We start from the raw sequence: 20,224 nt of genomic DNA, 5'->3' as shown, positions 1-20,224 counted from the left end.
CCGGATTGGCTGCAGCGCTCGATATCGGGATTTCCGATTTCTTGCTTTTATCGAGAAAAGCGATATCCTGGATTTATCGAGATCATCGATACGACGCCATGTCCAGACTCTACTCTCCGCAACAAGCCGCCGAGCTGCTCGTCGGCCGGCGCAAGGCGCTCGGTCTGTCGCAAGCCGAGGTCGCAGCGCGGCTCGGCATCAGCCAGAACCGGCTCTCCGAACTGGAGACACGCCCGGAGCGCCTGACCTTCGACCGTCTGCTCGCGCTCGCGGGCGTGCTCGGGCTGGAACTGGCCCTCGGTGAGCGCAAACCCGTCGAGGCGGAAGGCGAATGGTAGGCCCGGGGAAGCGCACGCAGGCGCGCGTGCTCGATGTCTGGATCAACGGCCTGCGCGTCGGTCAGTGGCAGGTCACGGCGCAGGGCGAAGATCGCTTCCGCTATGCGCCCGAGTGGCTCGAGTCGGCCGAGGCGCGCCCGCTGTCGCTCTCGCTGCCGATGCCGCTCGACGCAGCCGCCCCGGCGCTGAGAGGCCTGCGGGTACGCAATTACTTCGACAACCTGCTGCCCGACAGCGAGCAGATCCGCATGCGCCTGCAGGCACGCTTTCGCACGCCGGGAAGGGGCGTCTTCGAACTGCTGCAGGCGATCGGGCGCGATTGCGTGGGCGCGGTCCAGTTGTTGCCCGAAGGGCAGGGGCCGGAAGGTGTCTTCCGGATCGACGCGGAGCCACTCGACGAGGCCGATGTCGAGCACCTCCTGCGTGCGGCCGTCGCGCCGGTGCGCGCCTTTGGCGAGGTAGCGACCGACCTGGACGATTTCCGCATCTCGATCGCCGGCGCACAGGAGAAGACCGCGCTGACCCGCCACGCGGGGCGCTGGTGCCGCCCGCTCGGGGCGACGCCGACCACCCACATCTTCAAGCTGCCGCTCGGCCTGGTCGGCAACAGGCAGGCGGACATGCGCACCTCGGTCGAGAACGAGTGGCTGTGCGCGCGCCTGCTGGCGGCGTTCGGATTGCCGGTGGCGCAATGCGAGATCGAACACTTTGGCACGCAGAAGGTGCTCGTGGTCGAACGCTTCGATCGTCGCCTGTCCGCTACGGGCGATTACTGGCTGCGCCTGCCGCAGGAGGACTTCTGCCAGGCCACCGCCACTCCGCCGGCGCTGAAGTACGAGGCCGATGGCGGCCCGGGCCTGCTCGACCTCGCCCGCATCCTGCAGGGCTCGGTGCGCCGTGACGATGATCTGCGCATCGTGCTGAAGGCGCAGTTGCTGTTCTGGATGCTCGCTGCCTCCGACGGGCACGCGAAGAACTTCTCCATCTTCCTGCTCGCGGGCGGGCGCTACCGGCTCGCGCCCTTGTACGACGTGCTGTCGGCGTGGCCGGTTGCGGGGACAGGCGAGAACCGGCTCGATCCGGCGCGCTTGCGCCTCGCCATGGCGCTGCGCGGGCGCAACGCTCATTACCGGCTGCGCGACATTCAGCGCAGGCACTTCAACGCGATGGCGCACCGGTGCGGCCTCGGCGCCGACATGGAGGACATCGTCGAGGACGTGCTCGCGCAACTCGACCCGGTGCTCGACAAGCTTGGCGCCGAACTGCCGGCCGGGTTCCCCGAGGATGTCTTCGCCACGATCGCCGCTGGCATGCGCGCCAGCGCGCGCCGACTTCAGAACCAAAAAAGGACGATAGACCCGACATGACCCAGACCCCCGACCGCGACACCCGCCACAACGCCCGCATGGCGCGCAAGAAGGACGTCGTCGACGACAGGATCGCCGCCGCGCAGGCCGAGCGCGGCGTGCTGCTGGTCAACACCGGCAATGGCAAGGGCAAGTCCAGCGCGGGCTTCGGCCTGGTGGCGCGCGCGCTCGGCCACCGCATGCGGGTGGGCGTGGTGCAGTTCATCAAGGGGCGCTCGGACACCGGCGAGGAGGCCTTCTTCCGAACCCAGCCGGGCGTCGCCTGGCACGTGATGGGCGAGGGCTTCACCTGGGAGACGCAGGACCGCGCGCGCGACGTCGCGACGGCCGCAGCTGCCTGGGCGGTGGCACGCGAAATGCTTCAAAATCCCGAGGTCGGCCTCGTGGTGCTGGACGAGCTCAACATCGCGCTCAAGTACCAGTACCTCGACGTGGACCGGGTGCTCGCCGACCTGCGCGCCCGGCCGCCGATGCAGCACGTGGTGGTCACCGGCCGCGGGGCGCCGCCCGCGCTGGTCGAGGCCGCCGACACCGTCACCGACATGACGCCGGTCAAGCACGCTTTCGCCGCGGGGGTGAAGGCGATGTCCGGCATGGAGTGGTAAGCATGGCAGTTCCCGATCTTGCGGTTCATCGTCCCGGCCCGCTGCCGGGCTGGGTCTATCTGGTGGGCGCCGGCCCGGGCGACCCGGAGCTGTTCACGCTGCGTGGCGCGCGCCTGGTGGCGGGGGCGGACGTCATCGTCTATGACAACCTCGTCGCGCCGCCCATCCTCGATCTGGCGCCGGCCTCGGCCGAGCGCATCTACGTCGGCAAGAAGGCCGCCGACCACTCGCTGCCGCAGGACGAGATCAACCTGCTGCTGCTCAAGCTGGCGCGCGAGAACAAGCGCGTGGTGCGCCTCAAGGGCGGCGACCCCTTCATCTTCGGCCGTGGCGGCGAGGAGATGGAGCTGCTGGTCGACGCGGGCGTCCACGTCGAGGTGGTGCCGGGCGTGACCGCGGCGGCGGGTGTCTCCGCCTACGCGGGCATCCCGCTCACCCATCGCGAGCACGCGCAGTCGGTGGTGTTCGCCACCGGCTTCCTCAAGGAGGGCAAGATCGACCTCGACTGGCCGATGCTCGCGCGCCCGCAGCAGACCGTGGTGATCTACATGGGCATCTCGCGCCTGGCCGACATCTGCGCGCAGCTCGTCGCCCATGGCCTGCCGACGAGCACGCCCGCGGGGGTGATCGAGCGCGGCACCACGCACGCGCAGCGCGTGGTGGTGGCCGACCTCGCCACCCTGGCGCAGCGCGTGCTGGAAGAGGGTGTGCGCCCGCCCTCGCTGACCGTGGTCGGCAGCGTCGTCGGGCTGTATCCCAAGCTGGCCTGGTTCGAGCCCGAGGACCAGCCCAAGGCCTCGCCGCTGCCGCACGCCGGCTGTGCGGTGGTGCATGGGAAGGGCGAGGCTTGAGTGCCGCGGGTGCGCGGCCGGGTGCGACCGCTGCGGGCGCGTCCACCCGTGACGAGGCGATGAGCGCCGCCGCGCGGGGGGATTGCGCGCCCGACGGTTCCCACGCTCGCGGCGGGGCTGGGGCCGTGCAGTGCCCGGCGCTCTTCGTCGCCGCGCCCGCCTCCGGCCAGGGCAAGACCACCATCACCGCCGCGCTCGCGCGCCTGCACGTCCGCCTCGGGCGGCGGGTGCGCGTGTTCAAGTGCGGGCCCGACTTCCTCGACCCGCAGATCCACGCGGTGGCGAGCGGCGCGCCGGTGCATAACGTCGACCTGGGCATGTGCGGCGAGGCCGACATCGCCTGGCGGCTGCACGCCGCGGCGCGCGAATCCGACCTGATCCTGGTCGAGGGCGTGATGGGGCTCTACGACGGCGCGCCCTCGGGCGCCGACATCGCGCGCCGCTTCGGCATCCCGGTGATGGCGGTGATCGACGCGCGCGCGATGGCGCAGACCTTCGGCGCGGTGGCCTACGGGCTGGCGCACTACCAGCCCCGCCTGCCCTTCGCCGGCGTGCTCGCCAACCACGTCGGCAGCGCGCGCCACGCCGACATGTTGCGCGAGTCCTTGCCTGAAGGCATGCGCTGGTTCGGCGCGGTGATGCGCGATGCGGAGGCCGCGCTGCCCGAGCGCCACCTCGGCCTGCTGCAGGCGGCCGAGATCGAGGATCTCGGCGCCCGGCTCGACCGCCTCGCCGATCATCTGGCGCGCACCGGCGCGGCTGAGCTGCCGCCGGCGGTGGCGTTTCCGGCCGTGGCGGCACCGACGATCCCGCCCTTGCTCGCCGCCAAGCGCGTTGCGATCGCGCGCGACGCCGCCTACGGCTTCCTCTACCCGGCCAATGTCGACACCCTGCGCGCGCTCGGCGCAGAGCTCGCCTTCTTCTCGCCGCTCGCCGGCGAGGGCCTGCCCACGCAGTGCGACGCGGTGTGGCTGCCGGGCGGCTATCCCGAGCTGCACGGCGCCGCGCTCGCCGCCAACGCCGGGCTGTGGGCCGGCCTGCGCGCCCATGTGACCGCGGGCAGGCCGGTGCTGGCCGAGTGCGGCGGGCTGATGAGCCTGCTCGAGGCCATCGTCGACAAGGCCGGGGTGGAGCACGCCTTCGCCGGCCTGCTGCCCGGGCGTGCGGTGATGCAGCCCCGCCTCGCGGCGCTCGGCCTGCAGGCGGTCGATATGCCGGGCGGACGGCTGAGTGGGCACACCTTCCATTACTCGCGGACGGAGACGCCGCTCGCTCCCTGGCTGCGCGCGCGTCGTCCGGATGGCGGCGAGGGCGAGGCGATCTACCGCTGCGGGCCGATCACCGCGTCGTACGTCCATTTCTGGTTCCCGTCGAACCCGCTGGCGGTGGCGGAGCTTTTCGGCACTTGAGTGCGCGCGCAGGGTGGCGAGCGGCACCGGCGCACGATCCCGCGGCCGCCTTCGCGCCTGCCGGCGCTCCTACACGAAGCATCACGCCCGCGGCGGCCCTGTAGGAGCGGCGGCAGCCGCGAACGGGCGGTGGAGTCATCGACGTGGCGGACGAAGACGCGCGCCCGCCGGCGGGCCTACGCAGCGGGCGTTGGCGACGTCAGGGCGTTGCCGGCGGCGTCCCCGATCGCCCGCGCCAGCCTCGCCATCACCGGCGACTGCACCTGCCAGTGGTGCCAGTACAGCACCACCTCCTCGCGCTCGGGTGCCAGGTCGACCAGCTCGCCGCGCGCCACGTGGGCGCGGGCCTGGATCTCGGGGATGAAGCCGTAGCCCAGCCCGGCGACCGCGAAGGCCATGAAGCCCTCGGACGAGGGCACGACGTGGTGCGGATAGCGCCGCGCATCCAGCCCGAAGTGGCGCAGCAGGAAGGCCTCGTGCATGTCGTCGTGGCGGCCGAAGACGATCGCCGGTGCCCGCGCCAGCGCCGCCGGGGTGAGCCCGTGCGGGAACCAGTGCGCGCGGAAGGCTGGCGAGCCTGCGCACAGGTAGGGCATGGTCCCGAGGCGCATGGCCGCGCAGCCGCGTATCGGGTCGGCGCGGGTGGACACGCAGCCCAGCACCTCGCCGTCGGCGAGCAGCGCGTGGGTGTGGTCCTGGTCGTCGACCACGCAGTCGAGCACGATGTCCTCGTCGCGGACCACCTCGGCCACCGCGCCGATGAACCAGGTGGCGAGCGAGTCGGCGTTGACGCCCACCGCCAGGCGCAGCGGTCCGTCCGCCTGGCGCGGCGACAGCGCGCGCCGCGCCTCCGCCTCCATCAGCCGCAACTGCGCCAGGTAGGGCAGCAGCCGGCGCCCCGCCGGCGTGGGCCGCACCGGCTTGCTGCGCACCAGCAGCACCTGGCCGAGCTCGGCCTCGAGCAGCTTGACCCGCTGCGACACCGCGGACTGGGTGAGCGACAGCCGGCGCGCTGCACGCTCGAATCCGCCCTCTTGCAGCACCACTTCGAAGGCGAGCAGACGTTGATCGATCATTAGCTATTCTACTCTAAATCAAAATAAATCGATTCTTCTTAACTGGAAGCTGCTCCGGGCCTATCTTCGCGCCTGCCGACGCTCCTGCACTAAGCATCAGGCCCGCGGCGGCCTTTGTAGGAGCGGCGGCAGCCGCGAAGACGGCGGTGCGGCGGCGATGGGCGTTGTCGCGCGCGGAGGCGCCGCATTCGCGCCTGCCGGCGCTCCTGCATGAGGCATCAGGCCCGCGGCGGCCTTTGTAGGAGCGGCGGCAGCCGCGAAGACGGCCTGCGGCCATGGAAACGCAAAACAATAACGGAACGCATCATGAGCAACGTCTATTTCAATGGCTTCCTCCTTACCCTCGGCCTGATCATGGCGATCGGCGCGCAGAACGCGCACGTGCTGCGCCAGGGCCTGCGCGGCGAGCACGTGCTGCTGACGATCGGCGTGTCGGCGGCGTGCGACATCCTGCTCATCGGCGTGGGTATCGCCGGCGTAGGCGGCCTGTTCGTCGCCAACCCCGACCTGATGGCGGTGGCGCGCTACGGCGGTGCGGCCTTCCTGGTGTGGTACGGCGCGCGCGCGCTGCTCTCCGCCCTGCGCGGCGGGCGGGCGCTGGATCTCGCCGAGCACAAGCGCATGTCGCGCGGGCAGGCGCTGCTCGCGGCAGCCGGCTTCAGCCTGCTCAATCCGCACGCCTACCTCGACACCGTGGTGCTCCTCGGCTCGATCGGCAGCCAGCAGGCGGAGGACCTGCGCCCGCTCTTTGCGGCCGGCGCGATCAGCGCCTCGATCGTGTGGTTCCTGCTGCTCGGCTACGGCGCCCGCCTGCTCGCGCCGCTGTTCGCCAAGCCGATGGCGTGGCGCGTGCTGGACGCGCTGGTGGCGCTGATGCTGTGGGCGATCGCCGCCTCGCTGCTGCTGGCTTGAGGGGGGCGGAGCGACGGAACGCGCGACTCCGGTATGGGGAAGGGCGGCGTGTGCACGGCCGCGACCGCCGTCTTCGCGCCTGCCGGCGCTCCTGCGCGAGCCGCCGGGCTTTCGATCCAATATTGGCGCCCCGGCAGGCGCGGAGACGGCGCGCGGCCGGCCGCATCGCGCTCTCCATGCGCCAGCAGCTCCTGCTGCAACAGGATGTTCGGGTGGCGGAGCGGGTGAACCCGGCCCGCTATAATCGACGCCCTCGCGCACCTCGTGCGCACCCATCAGGATCTCCGCCGTGTCCGAACGCCTCGCCGTCGCCCTCCAGTACGCCCTGCCCAAGCGCCTGCTCACCCAGCTTGCCGGAAAGCTCGCCGGCCTCGAGGGGGGCAAGGTGACGACCGCGGTGATCCGCTGGTTCGCGAAGCGCTACGGCGTGAACATGGCGGAGGCGGCGAACCCCGATCCGGCGAGCTACGCGAGCTTCAACCAGTTCTTCACCCGCCCGCTCGCCGGGGGCGCGCGGCCGCTTGCCGACGCCGATTTCGTCTGCCCGGTCGACGGCGCGATCAGCCAGTTCGGGCCGATCGAGTTCGACCAGGTCTTCCAGGCCAAGGGCCACTTTTATTCCACCACCGCGCTCGTCGGCGGCGACCGGGCGCTCGCCGCGCGCTTCGAGAACGGTGACTTCGCGACGATCTACCTGTCGCCGCGCGACTACCACCGCATCCACATGCCCTGCGCCGGGCGCTTGACGCAGATGATCTACGTGCCGGGCGAACTGTTCTCGGTGAATCCGGCTACCGCACGCGGCGTTCCCGGCCTGTTCGCCCGCAACGAGCGCGTGGTGTGCGTGTTCGAGGGCGAGTTCGGCCCCTTCGTGATGGTGCTGGTGGGCGCGACCATCGTCGGCAGCATGGCGACCGTTTGGCACGGCGTGGTCAATCCGCCGCGCCGCCCGGACATCGCCAAGCGCAGCTACGCCGAGGGCGAGGTGGTGCTGGCGCAGGGCGCCGAGATGGGCCGTTTCCTGCTCGGCTCGACGGTGGTGATGCTGTTTCCCAAGGATACGCTGCGCTTCGGTTCCGACTGGGCGCCAGGCGGGCCCGTGCGGATGGGCGAGTCGATGGCGCGCGCGAAGTCGCCCGCGCCCCCCGATGGTGCGCCGGCGCCGGCCGATGCACCGTGATGGTGGCTGGGTCCGCGGCCGGCGCGTCGGCGGGGCGCTTACCTTTCGGTCACGATGCTGAAAGAATCCTGAGCTAGAACAGCGGCTTGGCCTTCCGTCCGGGAGGCTTGGCGCCGAAGCTCGAAGCTGGCACGTTTGAAGCTAGGGGTGAGGTGCCGTCCAACAACGAGCATCAGGAGACAGATCATGCCCAGCCGTCCGATCCATCAGATCCTTTCCGATCGTCCCTTCGTCAGCGTAGCGGCCGACACCCCGGTGCGCGAGGTGGTGCGCCAGATGAACGCACTGCAGCGCAGCGCCGCCCTGGTCACGGAGCACGGCGTGCTCACCGGCATCTTCACCGAGCGCGACGCCGCCTTTGGCGTGCTGGCCGCCGGGCTGGACGCCGACACCACGCCGGTGGGCGCGGTGATGACGCAGAACCCGGTGACGCTCACCGAGGACCGGCCCTTCGGCCACGCCCTGCACCTGATGTACGAGAACGGCGTGCGCCACGTGCCGATCGTCGACGCCAACCGCCGCCCGCTCGGGGTCGTCACCGCGCGCGATGCGCTGCAGCTCGACGCCATCGCCTTCGGCGCCGAGCTGGTGCGTCGCGAGGAGATCACGGTCATCCTGTAAGCGCCGTGTTCGCGGCTGCCGCCGCTCCAAGGCGGCTTAAGCGCGCCGGTTCATGTAGGAGCGCCGGCAGGCGCGAATGCGGCGCCTCCGCGCACGACAACGCCCATCGCCGCCGCACCGCCGTCTTCGCGGCTGCCGCCGCTCTACAGGGGCGGGAGCGCGGCGGTTCATGTAGGAGCGCCGGCAGGCGCGATTGCGGCGGTCGAGACCCGCTCACGCAAATCGCTTGCCTCACCGCCGTCTTCGCGGCTGCCGCCGCTCTACAGGGGCGGGAGCGCGGCGGTTCATGTAGGAGCGCCGGCAGGCGCGAATGCGGCGGTCGAGACCCGCTCACGCAAATCGCTTGCCGCACCGCCGTCTTCGCGGCTGCCGCCGCTCCTACAGGGGGCGGGAGCGCGGCGGTTCATGTAGGAGCGCCGGCAGGCGCGATTGCGGCGGTCGAGACCCGCTCACGCAAATCGCTTGCCGGAGCGTCTCCCAAGCCGTCCGGCAGCCGTCCCCTCAGAGCAGGCTCATCTTCCGCGCGGCCTCGCGCAGCTCGCCGCGGAAGTCCGGGTGCGCGATGCCGATCAGCGCCTCGGCGCGCTGCTTGGCGGTCTTGCCGCGCAGCTGCGCGACGCCGTACTCGGTCACCACGTAGTTGATGTCGTTCTTGCTGGTGGTGACGTGGGTGCCCGGCGACAGCACCGGCGCGATCCGCGACACGGCGCCGTTCTTCGCCGTCGATGGCAGCACGATGAAGGCCTTGCCGCCCTTCGAGCGGTTGGCGGCGCGGACGAAATCCGCCTGGCCGCCGGTGCCCGAGTAGGGCAGGTGGCCCAGGGTCTCCGAGCCGCACTGGCCGATCAGGTCGATCTGCATGGTGGCGTTGATCGCGCACAGATTGTCGTTGCGTGCCGCCAGGTAGGGGTCGTTGGTGAACTCTACCGGGTGCATCTCGATGCCCGGGTTGCGGTGCATGCTGCGGTACAGGCGCCGCGAGCCGAGCGCGAAGGTGGCGATCGTCCGGCCCGGCATGAAGGTCTTCCTGCGGTTGGTGACCGCGCCCGACTCGATCAGCGACAGGATGCCGTCGCCCAGCATCTCGGTGTGGATGCCGAGGTCGCGCTTGTGCTGCAGCTGCATCACCACCGCGTCGGGGATGCCGCCATAGCCGATCTGCAGGGTGGAGCCGTCGTCGATGAGCTCGGCGACGTGCTTGCCGATCGCCTGCTGCACCGGGTCGATCTCGGGCAGGCCGACCTCGAACAGCTCCTCGTCGCTCTCCACCAGGCCGGCGACCTGGGAGATGTGCACCAGGCAGTCGCCGTTGGCGAAGGGCACGTTCGGGTTCACCTCGAGCAGCACCACGCGTGCGCGCCGGATCGCCGCCATGGTGTAGTCGGGCGCGAGCGAGAGGCTGAAGTAGCCGTGCTCGTCCATCGGCGAGGCCAGCGACACCACCACCTCGGCCGGCAGCAGGCCGCGGTCGATCAGCATGGGCAGCTCGGAGAAATAGGCCGGCACGTAGTCCACCCAGCCGGCCTGGCCGCCCGGGCGGGATGCGCCGCCGAAGAAGTAGGCGTCGTGGCGGATGTTGGCGCGCGTGTCGGGGTCGAGGTAGGCGAACTTGCGCAGCGGCAGGATCTGGCTCACCGCGACGTCGCGCAGTTCGTGGCGGCGCGCGGAGAGCGCGTGCAGCAGCGCGGGCGGCTCGCCCACGCCGGTGGGCACGACCACGGTGTCGCCGTCGCGGACCAGGCCCGCGGCGTCGGTGGGCATCATGCGCTTGCTGTCGTAGAGGGCCTGCAGGCGGCTCATGGTCGTTCTCCCCGAAGGTTCTGCTGCATTGCAAAAATGGGATTATAAGCGGTTTCCATACTGATGCGTATGGGCGTCGTACCCACGCCCGCCGGATTGTCCGCGGCGGTTCGCGGAGAGCCGGTCAGCCGGTCAGACCGGCGCTTCCGCGCCGGCGAGCGCGACGCGGATGTAAGCCTCGGGCAGGCGGTAGGTGTCGGCAAGTTCGGTGGCGCTGCGCCCGCTGGCGCGGATCGTCGCCAGCCATCCTTCGAGGCCGGTCGATAGCGAGCGTCCGGATTGTTCGCCGTCGACGGTGGCGCGCTCGCCTGCATCGAGCGCGTACTTGCTGGCATACCCGCGCGGGGTGACCATCAGGCCGTCGCGCACGAAGGTCTGCGAATTGCCGATCAGTACCGTGGTCAGCATGCCGATGTCGGCCTCGGTCATGCGTTCGAGCGTGGTGAACTCGATGCGCTGCTTCGGCCGGTAGGCGGACTTGACGATCGCCACCGGCGTGGCCGGGTCGCGATGCCGCAGGAACAGGCGTTGCGCCTCCACGATCTGCCCGGTGCGCCGCCCGCTCCTGGGATTGTAGAGGGCGACCACGAAGTCGGCGTAGGCCACGGCGTCCAGGCGGCGGGCGATGGTCGGCCAGGGCGTGAGCAGGTCGGAGAGCGAGATTGCGCAGAAATCGTGCGTCAGTGGCGCACCGACCAGGGCGGCGCAGGTGTTCAGCGCCGAGGCGCCGGGCACGATCTCGACCTCGATGCCCGAGTCGGGCGTCCACCCGGCCTGGAACAGGACCTCGAAGGTGGGGCCGGCCATGCCGTAGACGCCGGCGTCGCCCGACGAGATCAGCGCGACCTTGCGACCCTGGCGAGCACGCGCAAGCGCCTCGATGGCGCGGTCGAGCTCCTCGGTCATCGACTTGCGGATGACCTCCTTGCCCTCGAGCAGCTCGGCGACCAGGCGGATGTAGGTGACGTAGCCGATCACGGTGTCGGCCTCGGCGATCGCGGCGCGGGCGCGTGCGGTCAGGTGCTCGTGCGCTCCGGGGCCGAGGCCGACGAGCATGATGCGGCCGCCGGGAATGGCGGGGCGAAGGGGTTCGGTGGGGTTCATCGGGGCATCCTTGCGATGGAGACGGTGGCGTTGCGGCCGTCGGCGCCGCGCAGCCGGTGTTTTTCGACGAGCAGCGCGCCGGGGTCGGCAGCGAGCGAGGTGCCGGCCGCGAGCAGCGCCGCGGCCTCGGAGACCGAGGGCGTGCCGGTGTATCTGCGCACCGTCGCCGATGGGTTGGGGACGGTGACGCCGGCCAGGCGCTCCGCATCGTAGAAGTGCAGCGCCCAGCCCGCGGCTGCGGCCACCTCGAGCAGGCCCGCCTCGTCGGCCTTGAGGGTGATGCTGGCCGCGGCGGTGACCTCGAGCGCGGGCGTGCCGAGCCGGATGGCCGCCTGGGTCAGGGCCTCGGCCACCGCCTGCGCGATCGTCTCCGCCGGCGTGCCGCGGTCGCAGCCGAGGCCGAGCGCGACGCATACCGGGAGGCTGGCGACGCGGTCGAGCGTGCCGCAGCCGGGCCCCGTTGCGCTCGGTGCGGGCGCGGCAGGGGCCGCGCCGCCTTGCGATGGCGGCGGGCTCATGCTTGCTCGACGCCTGGGCGATAGATCACGCGCTTGCCCGCCAGGCGTGCCTCGTAGGCGGCAGGCAGCGTGCGGTGGGCGATCCACAGCACGGCGCCGAAGCACTCGGGCTCGACTTCTTCCAGGCGGTCGAAGCAGTGCAGGTTCGCCGGCAGCGGCCCGCTGCGGCCGTTGGCGTGGCCCGGCCACCAATCGCGGCGGCCGGCTTCCTGCACCAGCGCCACCGCTTCGTCATTCACCATCGCCGCGCTCGCGCGCACGAGCTCGTCGTGGCTGGCCTCGAGGCTCCAGCCGAGCTCGCGCCCGAGCAGGTCCACCGCCAGCGTCCCGCGCGCGTCCGAGGCCGTGGTCAGCACTGCAGTGGCGCCGATCGCCGTCTGCAGCGCGGCGGCGATCGCGTTGGCGCCGCCGAGGTGGCCGGACAGCACCGGGATCGCCCAGCGTGCGGCCTCGTCGAGCACGACCACGCCGGGATCGCTGTCCTTGTCCTTCAGGTGGGGGGCGATCAGGCGCACCACTGCGCCGAGCGAGACGATGGCGACGAGGCCGTCGAAGTTCGCGAACAGCGCGGGCACCTGCGCGCCGACCTTGCCCTCGTAGCAGGCGCAGGCGCCGGGTGCGGCGGCGTGCGCCTCGCTGTGGTATTTCCGCGGTGCGAACAGGCGCGCGCCGGGAAGCGCGGCGACGACGCGGCCGGCGAGCGCGATGCCGTGGCGGGTGATCGCGACCACCGCCAGGCGCCCGGGCGGAAAGGGCAGCAGGGCCTCGGGGCACGGCGCGCCGGCTTCTGCCGGGGCGGGGTGCGTGCCGGCCTGCGGGGGAGCGCCCGCGCTCACGGTGCGAGGCCTTCCACGCTGTTTGCGAGCGCAGCTTCCATGGTGTGCGCAGGCGGGATCGACCGGGCGGCCGCGTGTTCGGCACGCCGGCGGCAGCCCCGGCGCAGTTCGCCGCGCGCGCGCTTGGGGTTGCTCACCAGCAGCAGGGACAGGTAATTGACCGTCTCGCCGCGCAGGCTGGCGACATCGCGCACCACGCGCTCGCCCGGGGCACCGGCCTTCTCGATGAAGCAGCTCGTGGCGAGCAGGCCGCGGCGCTCGAGCATTTCGATCACCTCGTCGAGCAGCGGCTTCACCTTCATCAGCACCAGGGTGTCGAACTCGTCGAGCAGGTGCTCGATGAGCGCGGTGCCGTAGGCGGCGGGGATCACCGCCACGGTCTCGTCCTCCTCGGCCAGCGCCACGTCGGCGAGCGCTGCGGCGGCGGCGAAGGAGCTGACCCCGGCGATGGTATCCACCTCGATCTCGGCCGCGAGCTCGCGCGCCGCGCGCGCGAGGTGGCGGAAGGTGGAGTAGGTGGAGGCGTCGCCCTCGACCAGGAAGACGAGATCGCGGCCTTCGGCGAGCAGTTGCACCGTCTGCGCGGCGGCGCGCGCCCAGGCCCGCGCCAGCGCCTCGGCGTCGCGCGTCATCGGAAACACGAGCTCGACCGCATCCTGCGGGATGTCGAGTCCGCCGCGACGGGCGATGTCGAGGGCGTAGGAGCGCTCCGCCGCCTTCTTGACCGGATAGGCCCAGCGCGCGCCCGACTGCAGCGCGGCCCAGCCGCGGCGGGTGATCAGTTCGGGGTCGCCCGGACCCAGCGAGACGCCGATCAGGCGGCCGAAGCGTGGGGTGGGTGGGGTGGCGTTCATCGGGAAGTCTCCTTGCGGGCGGTGAGGATCCACACCGGGTTCTGCGCGGCGAGGCGGTGCATGTCGAGGATGGGCTGACTGCGCGCGGCCGACAGCAGGGTGAGCTCCCAGGCGGCAGCGGCGGCATCCAGCGTGGCGGTGGCGGTGGCGAGGTTCTCCACGGTGACGAAGTTCATCACCAGGCGGCCACCGGGTTTCAGGCGCTGCAGGGCGAGGACGATCAGTTCGGCGAGCTCGCCGCCCGAGCCGCCGATGAAGACCGCATCCGGGTCGGGCCAGGCGTCCAGCCCGGCTGGCGCCTTGCCCTCGAACAGGCTGTAGTTGCTCGCGCGCAGGCGGCGGGCGTTGCGGCGGGCGTTGGCGGCGTCGGCGGGGTTCTTCTCGATCGCCCACACATGGCCGCGGTGCGCGATGCGGCTGGCCTCCAGGCCCACCGAGCCGGCGCCGGCGCCGATGTCCCACACCAGGCTGTCGGTGCGCAGCGCGAGGCGGGCGAGCGAGACCGCGCGCACCTCGAGCTTGGTGATCAGGCCGTTCTCCGGGCTGCGCTGCAGATAGTCGAGGTCTTCGAGGCCGAACAGCGGGGTGGTGGCGGGCAAGGCGTCGGCATGGCGGTCCGCCTCGGCGGCCGGGCGGCGCTCGATCACCAGCACGTTGGGCTCGGGGAAGCTTCGTGCAGCGGCGTCCTCCAGGCTCAGCGCGGGGAACACCGCTTCGTCGTCCAGGCACAGGCGTGCGACCACCGAGAGGCGGACCTGCTCGCCGCTGCCTGGGTCGCCGTAGCCGGCGGCGAGCAGGGCGCGGGCGATGCGGTCGGGGCTGTTGGCCGGGCTGGTGAAGGCGAGCACCAGCGCGTGCCCGGCGACTGCGCGCACGAGGCGGTAGAGGCCGTGTGCCGGGCCGGGGGAAGGAGCCGGCGCGCCAGGCTGCAGCGCGTCGGACGGGGGCGGGGCGGTCATCCACTCGCCGGCATCGGCGCCGTGGCAGGAGGCGATGCGCGCGTCCTGCCACGGCAGGCGCAGGCGTGCGCATGCGAGCTGCAGGGTGGATGGGGCGGGCAGCACCTCCACCGCGTGCGCGCCGAGCTTGTCGATCAGGCTTGCGGCGATGCCGTTGCAGAGCGGGTCCCCGGTGGCGAGCACGACGCTGTGGGCGCCGGCGCCGCGGGCGGCCTCGATCCAGCGGGGGAGGCGGGAGAAGGCGCCGTCCATTGTGTGGCACGTCGACTGCGGGCCGAGGTGTGCGGCGACCCGCTCCAGCGTGCGCGCGGCACCGATCACGCAGCCTGCGCTGGCGATGCGTGCGCGTGCCGCGGCGGAGAGGCCGCTCCAGCCGTCGTCGAGGAGGCCGACCACGCTGCAGTGCGCGCCGGAGGGCGGGGAGGAATGCGAGGGTGCGGACATCGTGTGCAGGCTTCAGCAGGTTTCGCCGCGGGCCGGACCGGGTGCGGTGTCCGGTGCGGAGCAAGGGGGGAAAAGCGAGGTGGCTGGGGAGGGTGCGCCATCGTCCTCGACCGTCACGATGGGCTCGCCCTCGAAGTTGCAGGCGAGCACGGTGAGGCGGTGTGGCCCGGGGTAGCGGGTACGCAGGCTGCGGAGCGCGCGTTCGGCGAGGGCGCGGTGGAAGGCGACGGCGAGGCCGAGTTCGGCCAGGCGTTCGGCGGCGAAGCGGGCGGTTTCGGCGGCGCGGATCTCGGCGACGAGTGCGCGCGGGGCGCCGACCTCCTGCGCGGCCTCGGCGATCAGCGCACGGTCGACCTCCTCGCGCCAGGCATGGGTCACCGACAGGCCCTGGGCGATCTTGGTGAGCTTGCCGACCATGGCGCCGAGCACGATGTGGCGGATGTCGTGGCGGATCGCGGTGGTGAAAGCCGCCTTGACGAAGTCGCCGAACTGCACGAAGCAGGCCTCGTCGAGCTGCGGGAAGCTGCGCATCGCGCATTTCTCGGTGCGCCCGCCGGTGGTCAGCACCAGCGTGGTCCGCCCCTGCGCCGCGGCGACCTCGATCGCCTGCACCACGCTGGCGCGCCAGGCCGCCGTGGAGAAGGGGCGCACGATGCCGGTGGTGCCGAGGATGCTGATGCCGCCGAGGATGCCGAGGCGGGCGTTGAGGGTCTTCTTCGCCATCTCTTCGCCCCCGGGCACGGAGATCCTTATCGCCAGGCTGTCGCCGGCCTGCAGGATGGCGGCACCGGCCGCAGCGACGTTGGCGGTGATGTTGCGCCGCGGCACGGGGTTGATCGCGGGGCCGCCCACCTCGAGCCCCAGCCCCGGTCTGGTGACGATGCCGACGCCGGGGCCGCCTTCGAGCACGACTGCGCCGCCACCGTTGGAGATGCGGCGGACCTCCACCGTGATGTGGGCGCCGTGGGTGGCGTCGGGGTCGTCGCCGCCGTCCTTGATCGCTACCGCCTGCGCGCACTCGCTGCCGTTGATCCGCCCGACGCGACCGTCGAGGATGGCGAAGTCGACCCGCATGCCGTTCGGCAGCTCGCACTCCACCCGCCCGGGCACGGCGCCGCGCACGAGGCCTAGCGTGGCTGCGGTCGCGGCGGCGGCCGCGGTGGCGCCGGTGGTGAAGCCGGTCCGGTCGCCGCGCTGGCGACGGCGGTCGCCTTTGCGGACCTTCTCGGGGGGGGAAGCCAGGGAAGACATCGGGGCGTCAGGAGGGCGGGGTCGGGCGTGGCGAATCGGGAGCGGGAGGGGCGGCGAATGCGGGCGTGTCGAGGGCAGACACCCGCCTCAGCCCTGTGGGGCCTGGCGCTGGCGGGTCTCGGCGAGGCCGAGCAGCGCGTGGAGGGCGGCGACGACCAGGGTGGAGCCGCCCTTGCGGCCACGGATGGTGATCCAGGGAACCGCGTCCACGCCGCCGAGCAGGGCCTTGGATTCGGCCGCCGACACGAAGCCGACCGGCATGCCGATCACCAGGGCGGGGCGCACGCCGTCCTCGCGGATCATGCGCACGAGCTCGATCAGCGCGGTGGGGGCGTTGCCGATGCCGACGATGGCGCCGCCGAGCAGGCCGAGGCGATGCGCCTTCTTCATCGCCTGCACGGCGCGCGTGGTGCCGGCGGCCCGCGCGGCCTCGATGACGTCGGGATCGGAGATGTACTCGTGGGGGTGCAGGCCGAAGTGTGCGAGGCGGTTCTTCGACAGCCCGACGCAGATCATCTCGACGTCGGCGACGATCGGCGTGGCGCCGGCGAGGATCGCCTTCAGCCCGGCCTCGACCGCTTCGGGGTGGAATTCCGTGAGGCCGTTGAACTCGAAGTCCGCGTTGGCGTGGATCATGCGGCGCACGATCGGCCACTGCCCCGCGCTGTAGGCGTGCGCGCCGGCCTCGGCGTCGATGATGGCGAAGGAGTCGTGCTCGATCGCGCGGCCGGCGGCGGTGAGCTGTTCGGTGATGGTGTTGGCATGCATGGGGTGGCCTTCGTGCTCAGACGTGGGCGGAATGGGGATGGGAGCCGCCGTGTCCTGCCGTGCAGCCGTGGTCCGCGTCGTGGGTGTGGTCCACATCCGGGCGGGAGTGGTGGCACGCGGTGTGGCTGTGGTCGTGCAGGTGCTCGTCCTCGGCGGCGAGGCGATAGCGGCAGCCGTCGCACTCGAGCAGGCCGTGGGCGGCCGCGGCATCGGCGAGGCCCGCGCAGCCCTCGGCGACGCGTGCGTCGAGCAGGTTGAAGATGCCCTCGTCGAAGCCGAAGTGGGTGCCGAGCGCGAAGGCGACCTGCGGGTACTGGTGCTGCAGGCGCTCGACCTGGGCGTGGATGCGCTCCATCAGCACGCCGGTGAAAAGGTACGCCGGCACGATGCAGACCTGTGTCATGCCGAGGCGGGCCTGGCGTTGCACCACGGTCTCGAGCCGCGGCCAGGTCACGCTGGTGAAGGCGAGGTCGACCAGCTCGTGGTCGCCGTCCTCGAAGATCCAGCGCGCCATCCTGGCGAGCTCGCCGTTGGCGCCGGCGTCCGACGAGCCGCGGCCGAGCAGGACCACGCCGGTGGTCTGCGGGTCGGGCATGGCGAGCTGGCGCATCAGGCGATCGAGCTGGCCGCGCAGCACGGCGAAGATCTCCCTGCCCATGCCGAGATGGCGGGTGCAGGCGAAGCCGACGCCGGGGTGACGCGCGCGGGCGCGTCCGAGCGCGGCGGGCAGTTCCATCTTGACGTGGCCGGCGGCATTGAGGATGAAGGGGATCGCGAGCACGTGGCGGGTGTCGCGCGCGGCGCGGTCGAGGCCCTCGTCGAGCAGCACGTCGGCGTGCTCGATGAAGCAGGTCTCGATGCGCCAGCCGGGATGGCGCTCCCGCCATTGCGCGGCGAAGTGCAGGATCTCCTTGTTGCCCTCGCGCTTGCGCGAGCCGTGGCCGACGAGGAGGAGGACGGTGTCGTTCATGCGGATTCTCCGGTGGCGATGCCGGCCGGCATCGACGCCTTGCGGAAGCGGTGGCCGAAGCCGGGGTCGTAGAGCTTGGAGCGCGCGATGTCCGGCCACAGGCGGGCGCCGAGCGCGGGGCTGGCGAGGATCATGGCCTGGCTGGCGATCTTCTCGTCCTGGCAGCGGCGCTTGATGTCGGCCAGGGTGCCGCGCACGACCTTCTCCGCGCCCGGCCAGCTCGCCTTGTGCACCACCACGATCGGAGCATCCTCCGGCCAGCCGGCGGCGCGCAGCGCGCGCTGCACCTCGTGCAGCAGCGTGATCGACAGGAAGATGCACAAGGTGCTGCGGTGGGCGGCGAGGGCTTCGAGTTCCTCGCCCGCGGGCATCGGGGTGCGCCCGGCGACGCGGGTGAGGATGACGGTCTGGGTGACTTCGGGCAGGGTCAGGGTCTCGCCGGCCGCGGCGGCCGCGGCCATCGCCGAGGACACCCCCGGCACCACCCGCCAGGGGATGCCGGCGGCGTCGAGCGGGCGGGTCAGCTCGACCAGTGCGCCGTACAGGCCGGGGTCGCCGGTCTGCAGGCGCACCACGGTCTCGTGGCGCGCGCAGGCTTCGGCCAGCCAGGCGTTCATCTCTTCGAGCGTCATGTCGCGCGAGTCGCGGATCTCGCAGCCCTGCGGCGCGTGCTGTGTCGCCGCCTGATCGACCAGCGAGCCCGCGAACAGGATCGCGCCCGCCTGCTCGAGCAGGCGGCGGCCCTTCACCGTGATCAGGTCCGGGTCGCCGGGGCCGGCGCCGACGAACCAGACCGTGCCGCGCAGGGCGCTCATCAGCCGCGCGCCGGGACGGCGAAGCAGAGTTGCACCAGTGGGCGGTGGGCCTGCGACTGCAGCAGCCTGACCGCGGCCACGGTGAACACCGGCTCGATCAGCACCACCGGCAGGTAGGCGGCGGCGAACGCCGTCCACTCCGCGAAGGGCGTGGCGACCTCGCCCATGGCCAGCCAGAAGCCGACCATCAGCGCGACGCCGGCGTAGTAGGCGGCGTCGAGCTTGAGCACCGCGCCGATGCGGGTGGCGGCGCCGGCGGCGAGCCTGCGGCCGAGGGTGGCATGGAGCGCGAGCAGCGGTACGGCGAGCGAAAGGAAATTCACCCCCAGGTGCAGCAGGTCGGCCGGCTCGAAGACCACGCCCTGCAGCAGCAGGCCAAGCCCGAAGCCGAGCAGCGCGGGCACGAAGCCGAGCGTGAGGTAGATCGGCATCGCGCCGATGAAGTGCAGCTCCGACGCGCCCGCGGGCAGGTGGAAGCTCTGCATGAAGACGGAGAAGAGCAGCGCCGCGAGCAGCGTGCGCAGGACGAGCTGCGGTTTGCGCAAGAGCTGCGGCGCCTGGGCGGCGACGAGCGAGATGGCGGCGAGGTTGGCGGCGGCGATCTTGGCGCCGGAAAGGATGCCGGGTTCGATGTGCATGGTGACTCCCCACGAGTGCATGGAACGACGATGCGAGCCACGCGGGCGGGGGGCGGCAGGCCTTGGCAGGCACGGGCGGCCGACGCACGGACGCGGCGAAACCGCGGACGTACCTCGGGCACGGCAGTGCCTGATGACGCTTGCACGACGAGTCGGCTGGAGCTTCCGGCGCACGCGGGCAGCCGGCGGAAAACCAGTCGGATCGAACCCACACCCCGGGGCTCACATCAACCTGGAACCTCGCACGGCGCCGTTTTCACGGCGGCTGCGAGATTCCGTACTCGATCGGGCCGGTCTTCTGGCTCGCCGTCTTCCTCTTCCGCCGACCTTCCCGAGCGCGAGGCTCAGTGGCGTGATGGCGGATTCGTCAGGCTTACAGCAGCGGGGGCTGCGCCGGAATGGTCGTTCGCGCGGGGCGAGCGATGTCACCGGACTTCCCGTTTCACCTCGTCATATGAAGATAGGACGAGGCACCCGGATCGAATGCGGGGCGAAGGATAGGCGAAGCGGGTGCGGGAACGCAAGCGCGCCGAGGCGAACGCGCTGCGCGCGCCATGGCATGGGAGCGGGCTTGCCTGCAAGGGTCGCCGGTACAGACCCATTTTTTCGCGGGCAAGCCCCCTCCACGGGGAGGATGCGGGGCGTGAATGCGGCAAGCGCGAGCTGCCTCGTGCCTGAAGGGAAATACACGGTTTCCGCGCGGGCGACTGCGCCGAAACCGCTCGGGAGGCGTGGGGGCGGCGCGAATCCCGGGTCCGGGGTTCAGCCTCGCCGCGCCCGATCGTTCAGCGCTTGTCGCCGCCCGGCTTGGCGGCGAACAGGGCCGCGCGCGGCTGCGGGCGGCGCTGCGGCGCGTGGCCGGCGTTGCCTTCCGGGCGACGGTTGGCGGACGGCGCGCGGTTGCCGTC

The 20,224-nt window shown here is 71.9% G+C and carries 20 protein-coding genes and 1 riboswitch; of the genes, 8 read left to right on the top strand and 12 right to left on the bottom strand.

Features of this window, described 5'->3' with window-relative positions:
• The first annotated feature begins 5 nt into the window (after nucleotides 1–5).
• From C667_RS07795 to C667_RS07775, 5 genes are read left to right on the top strand one after another with little or no spacing between them, the layout of a single operon-like run.
• The gene (locus C667_RS07795; protein ID WP_245538444.1) at nucleotides 6–338 is read left to right on the top strand and encodes a helix-turn-helix domain-containing protein; all 333 of its coding nucleotides are present in this window, start codon (nucleotides 6–8) and stop codon (nucleotides 336–338) included.
• The gene (locus tag C667_RS07790) at nucleotides 332–1,705 is read left to right on the top strand and encodes a type II toxin-antitoxin system HipA family toxin (protein WP_004359958.1); all 1,374 of its coding nucleotides are present in this window, start codon (nucleotides 332–334) and stop codon (nucleotides 1,703–1,705) included. The genes C667_RS07795 and C667_RS07790 overlap by 7 nt, the downstream gene beginning before the upstream one ends.
• On the top strand, nucleotides 1,702–2,310 hold the full coding sequence (gene cobO, locus C667_RS07785; protein ID WP_004359956.1) for a cob(I)yrinic acid a,c-diamide adenosyltransferase: 609 nt from the start codon (nucleotides 1,702–1,704) through the stop codon (nucleotides 2,308–2,310). Before C667_RS07790 ends, cobO begins: the two co-directional genes overlap by 4 nt.
• Nucleotides 2,311–2,312: 2 nt before the next feature.
• The gene (gene cobA, locus C667_RS07780; RefSeq protein WP_004359949.1) at nucleotides 2,313–3,161 is read left to right on the top strand and encodes a uroporphyrinogen-III C-methyltransferase; all 849 of its coding nucleotides are present in this window, start codon (nucleotides 2,313–2,315) and stop codon (nucleotides 3,159–3,161) included.
• Nucleotides 3,162–3,220: 59 nt separating this feature from the next.
• Complete coding sequence (locus tag C667_RS07775; protein WP_051174644.1) at nucleotides 3,221–4,570, top strand: cobyrinic acid a,c-diamide synthase CobB; 1,350 nt, start codon at nucleotides 3,221–3,223, stop codon at nucleotides 4,568–4,570.
• A gap of 176 nt (nucleotides 4,571–4,746) precedes the next feature.
• Here the strand turns inward: C667_RS07775 and C667_RS07770 are convergent, their stop codons facing one another.
• The gene (locus C667_RS07770; protein ID WP_004359941.1) at nucleotides 4,747–5,646 is read right to left on the bottom strand and encodes a LysR family transcriptional regulator ArgP; all 900 of its coding nucleotides are present in this window, start codon (nucleotides 5,644–5,646) and stop codon (nucleotides 4,747–4,749) included.
• A 306-nt stretch (nucleotides 5,647–5,952) separates the two neighbouring features.
• On the opposite strand from C667_RS07770, the gene C667_RS07765 reads away from it, so the two are divergent.
• The 3 genes from C667_RS07765 (at nucleotide 5,953) to C667_RS07755 (ending at nucleotide 8,359) form a co-directional block, all read left to right on the top strand.
• On the top strand, nucleotides 5,953–6,558 hold the full coding sequence (locus C667_RS07765; RefSeq protein ID WP_004359939.1) for a LysE/ArgO family amino acid transporter: 606 nt from the start codon (nucleotides 5,953–5,955) through the stop codon (nucleotides 6,556–6,558).
• A gap of 289 nt (nucleotides 6,559–6,847) precedes the next feature.
• Entirely contained in the window at nucleotides 6,848–7,738 is an 891-nt protein-coding gene (gene asd / locus C667_RS07760) for an archaetidylserine decarboxylase (RefSeq protein ID WP_004359937.1), read from the top strand.
• Between the two features lie 186 nt (nucleotides 7,739–7,924).
• Entirely contained in the window at nucleotides 7,925–8,359 is a 435-nt protein-coding gene (locus C667_RS07755) for a CBS domain-containing protein (RefSeq protein ID WP_004359935.1), read from the top strand.
• A gap of 501 nt (nucleotides 8,360–8,860) precedes the next feature.
• On the opposite strand, the gene C667_RS07750 is transcribed toward C667_RS07755, so the two are convergent.
• The 11 genes from C667_RS07750 to C667_RS07700 form a co-directional block, all read right to left on the bottom strand.
• The gene (locus tag C667_RS07750) at nucleotides 8,861–10,159 is read right to left on the bottom strand and encodes an acetyl-CoA hydrolase/transferase family protein (RefSeq protein ID WP_004359933.1); all 1,299 of its coding nucleotides are present in this window, start codon (nucleotides 10,157–10,159) and stop codon (nucleotides 8,861–8,863) included.
• A 132-nt stretch (nucleotides 10,160–10,291) separates the two neighbouring features.
• Complete coding sequence (gene cobJ, locus C667_RS07745; RefSeq protein WP_004359931.1) at nucleotides 10,292–11,263, bottom strand: precorrin-3B C(17)-methyltransferase; 972 nt, start codon at nucleotides 11,261–11,263, stop codon at nucleotides 10,292–10,294.
• Nucleotides 11,260–11,781 carry a cobalamin biosynthesis protein gene (locus C667_RS07740; protein WP_004359930.1) on the bottom strand — a complete coding sequence of 174 codons (522 nt, stop codon included), beginning with the start codon at nucleotides 11,779–11,781 and terminating at the stop codon, nucleotides 11,260–11,262. The genes cobJ and C667_RS07740 overlap by 4 nt, the downstream gene beginning before the upstream one ends.
• Nucleotides 11,778–12,617 (bottom strand): cobalamin biosynthesis central domain-containing protein, encoded by an 840-nt coding sequence (locus C667_RS07735; protein WP_004359928.1) that lies wholly within the window; start codon nucleotides 12,615–12,617, stop codon nucleotides 11,778–11,780. The genes C667_RS07740 and C667_RS07735 overlap by 4 nt, the downstream gene beginning before the upstream one ends.
• On the bottom strand, nucleotides 12,614–13,471 hold the full coding sequence (cobI, locus tag C667_RS07730; protein WP_004359926.1) for a precorrin-2 C(20)-methyltransferase: 858 nt from the start codon (nucleotides 13,469–13,471) through the stop codon (nucleotides 12,614–12,616). Before cobI ends, C667_RS07735 begins: the two co-directional genes overlap by 4 nt.
• On the bottom strand, nucleotides 13,468–14,874 hold the full coding sequence (locus C667_RS07725) for a bifunctional cobalt-precorrin-7 (C(5))-methyltransferase/cobalt-precorrin-6B (C(15))-methyltransferase (RefSeq protein WP_004359924.1): 1,407 nt from the start codon (nucleotides 14,872–14,874) through the stop codon (nucleotides 13,468–13,470). Before C667_RS07725 ends, cobI begins: the two co-directional genes overlap by 4 nt.
• A gap of 12 nt (nucleotides 14,875–14,886) precedes the next feature.
• A complete protein-coding gene (locus C667_RS07720; RefSeq protein WP_004359918.1) occupies nucleotides 14,887–16,125 on the bottom strand; it encodes a cobalt-precorrin-5B (C(1))-methyltransferase in 1,239 nt (412 codons plus the stop codon).
• Nucleotides 16,126–16,212: 87 nt separating this feature from the next.
• Nucleotides 16,213–16,893, bottom strand: a complete 681-nt coding sequence (locus C667_RS07715; RefSeq protein WP_004359917.1) for a precorrin-8X methylmutase — start codon at nucleotides 16,891–16,893, stop codon at nucleotides 16,213–16,215.
• A gap of 16 nt (nucleotides 16,894–16,909) precedes the next feature.
• The gene (locus tag C667_RS07710) at nucleotides 16,910–17,863 is read right to left on the bottom strand and encodes a sirohydrochlorin chelatase (protein WP_004359916.1); all 954 of its coding nucleotides are present in this window, start codon (nucleotides 17,861–17,863) and stop codon (nucleotides 16,910–16,912) included.
• Entirely contained in the window at nucleotides 17,860–18,678 is an 819-nt protein-coding gene (gene cobM / locus C667_RS07705; RefSeq protein WP_004359915.1) for a precorrin-4 C(11)-methyltransferase, read from the bottom strand. Before cobM ends, C667_RS07710 begins: the two co-directional genes overlap by 4 nt.
• Nucleotides 18,678–19,316 (bottom strand): energy-coupling factor ABC transporter permease, encoded by a 639-nt coding sequence (locus C667_RS07700; protein ID WP_004359914.1) that lies wholly within the window; start codon nucleotides 19,314–19,316, stop codon nucleotides 18,678–18,680. Before C667_RS07700 ends, cobM begins: the two co-directional genes overlap by 1 nt.
• Nucleotides 19,317–19,587: 271 nt before the next feature.
• Nucleotides 19,588–19,810, bottom strand: a riboswitch (cobalamin riboswitch).
• Between the last annotated feature and the right edge of the window lie 414 nt (nucleotides 19,811–20,224).

This window comes from Thauera phenylacetica B4P, assembly GCF_000310225.1.
Taxonomy (GTDB): Bacteria; Pseudomonadota; Gammaproteobacteria; order Burkholderiales; family Rhodocyclaceae; genus Thauera; species Thauera phenylacetica.
The sequence above is the reverse complement of the archived record's forward strand: the minus strand, read 5'-3'. Positions and strand labels throughout refer to the sequence as shown.

Coding starts and splice junctions, on each gene's coding strand:
- cobM (WP_004359915.1), bottom strand. CDS start 18,678: ATGAGCGCCCTGCGCGGCACGGTCTGGTTCGTCGGCGCCGGCCCCGGC.
- C667_RS07750 (WP_004359933.1), bottom strand. CDS start 10,159: ATGAGCCGCCTGCAGGCCCTCTACGACAGCAAGCGCATGATGCCCACC.
- C667_RS07790 (WP_004359958.1), top strand. CDS start 332: ATGGTAGGCCCGGGGAAGCGCACGCAGGCGCGCGTGCTCGATGTCTGG.
- C667_RS07710 (WP_004359916.1), bottom strand. CDS start 17,863: ATGAACGACACCGTCCTCCTCCTCGTCGGCCACGGCTCGCGCAAGCGC.
- C667_RS07775 (WP_051174644.1), top strand. CDS start 3,221: ATGAGCGCCGCCGCGCGGGGGGATTGCGCGCCCGACGGTTCCCACGCT.
- C667_RS07725 (WP_004359924.1), bottom strand. CDS start 14,874: ATGTCCGCACCCTCGCATTCCTCCCCGCCCTCCGGCGCGCACTGCAGC.
- C667_RS07720 (WP_004359918.1), bottom strand. CDS start 16,125: ATGTCTTCCCTGGCTTCCCCCCCCGAGAAGGTCCGCAAAGGCGACCGC.
- C667_RS07700 (WP_004359914.1), bottom strand. CDS start 19,316: ATGCACATCGAACCCGGCATCCTTTCCGGCGCCAAGATCGCCGCCGCC.
- cobA (WP_004359949.1), top strand. CDS start 2,313: ATGGCAGTTCCCGATCTTGCGGTTCATCGTCCCGGCCCGCTGCCGGGC.
- C667_RS07715 (WP_004359917.1), bottom strand. CDS start 16,893: ATGCATGCCAACACCATCACCGAACAGCTCACCGCCGCCGGCCGCGCG.
- cobI (WP_004359926.1), bottom strand. CDS start 13,471: ATGAACGCCACCCCACCCACCCCACGCTTCGGCCGCCTGATCGGCGTC.
- C667_RS07755 (WP_004359935.1), top strand. CDS start 7,925: ATGCCCAGCCGTCCGATCCATCAGATCCTTTCCGATCGTCCCTTCGTC.
- cobJ (WP_004359931.1), bottom strand. CDS start 11,263: ATGAACCCCACCGAACCCCTTCGCCCCGCCATTCCCGGCGGCCGCATC.
- C667_RS07765 (WP_004359939.1), top strand. CDS start 5,953: ATGAGCAACGTCTATTTCAATGGCTTCCTCCTTACCCTCGGCCTGATC.
- C667_RS07770 (WP_004359941.1), bottom strand. CDS start 5,646: ATGATCGATCAACGTCTGCTCGCCTTCGAAGTGGTGCTGCAAGAGGGC.
- cobO (WP_004359956.1), top strand. CDS start 1,702: ATGACCCAGACCCCCGACCGCGACACCCGCCACAACGCCCGCATGGCG.
- C667_RS07740 (WP_004359930.1), bottom strand. CDS start 11,781: ATGAGCCCGCCGCCATCGCAAGGCGGCGCGGCCCCTGCCGCGCCCGCA.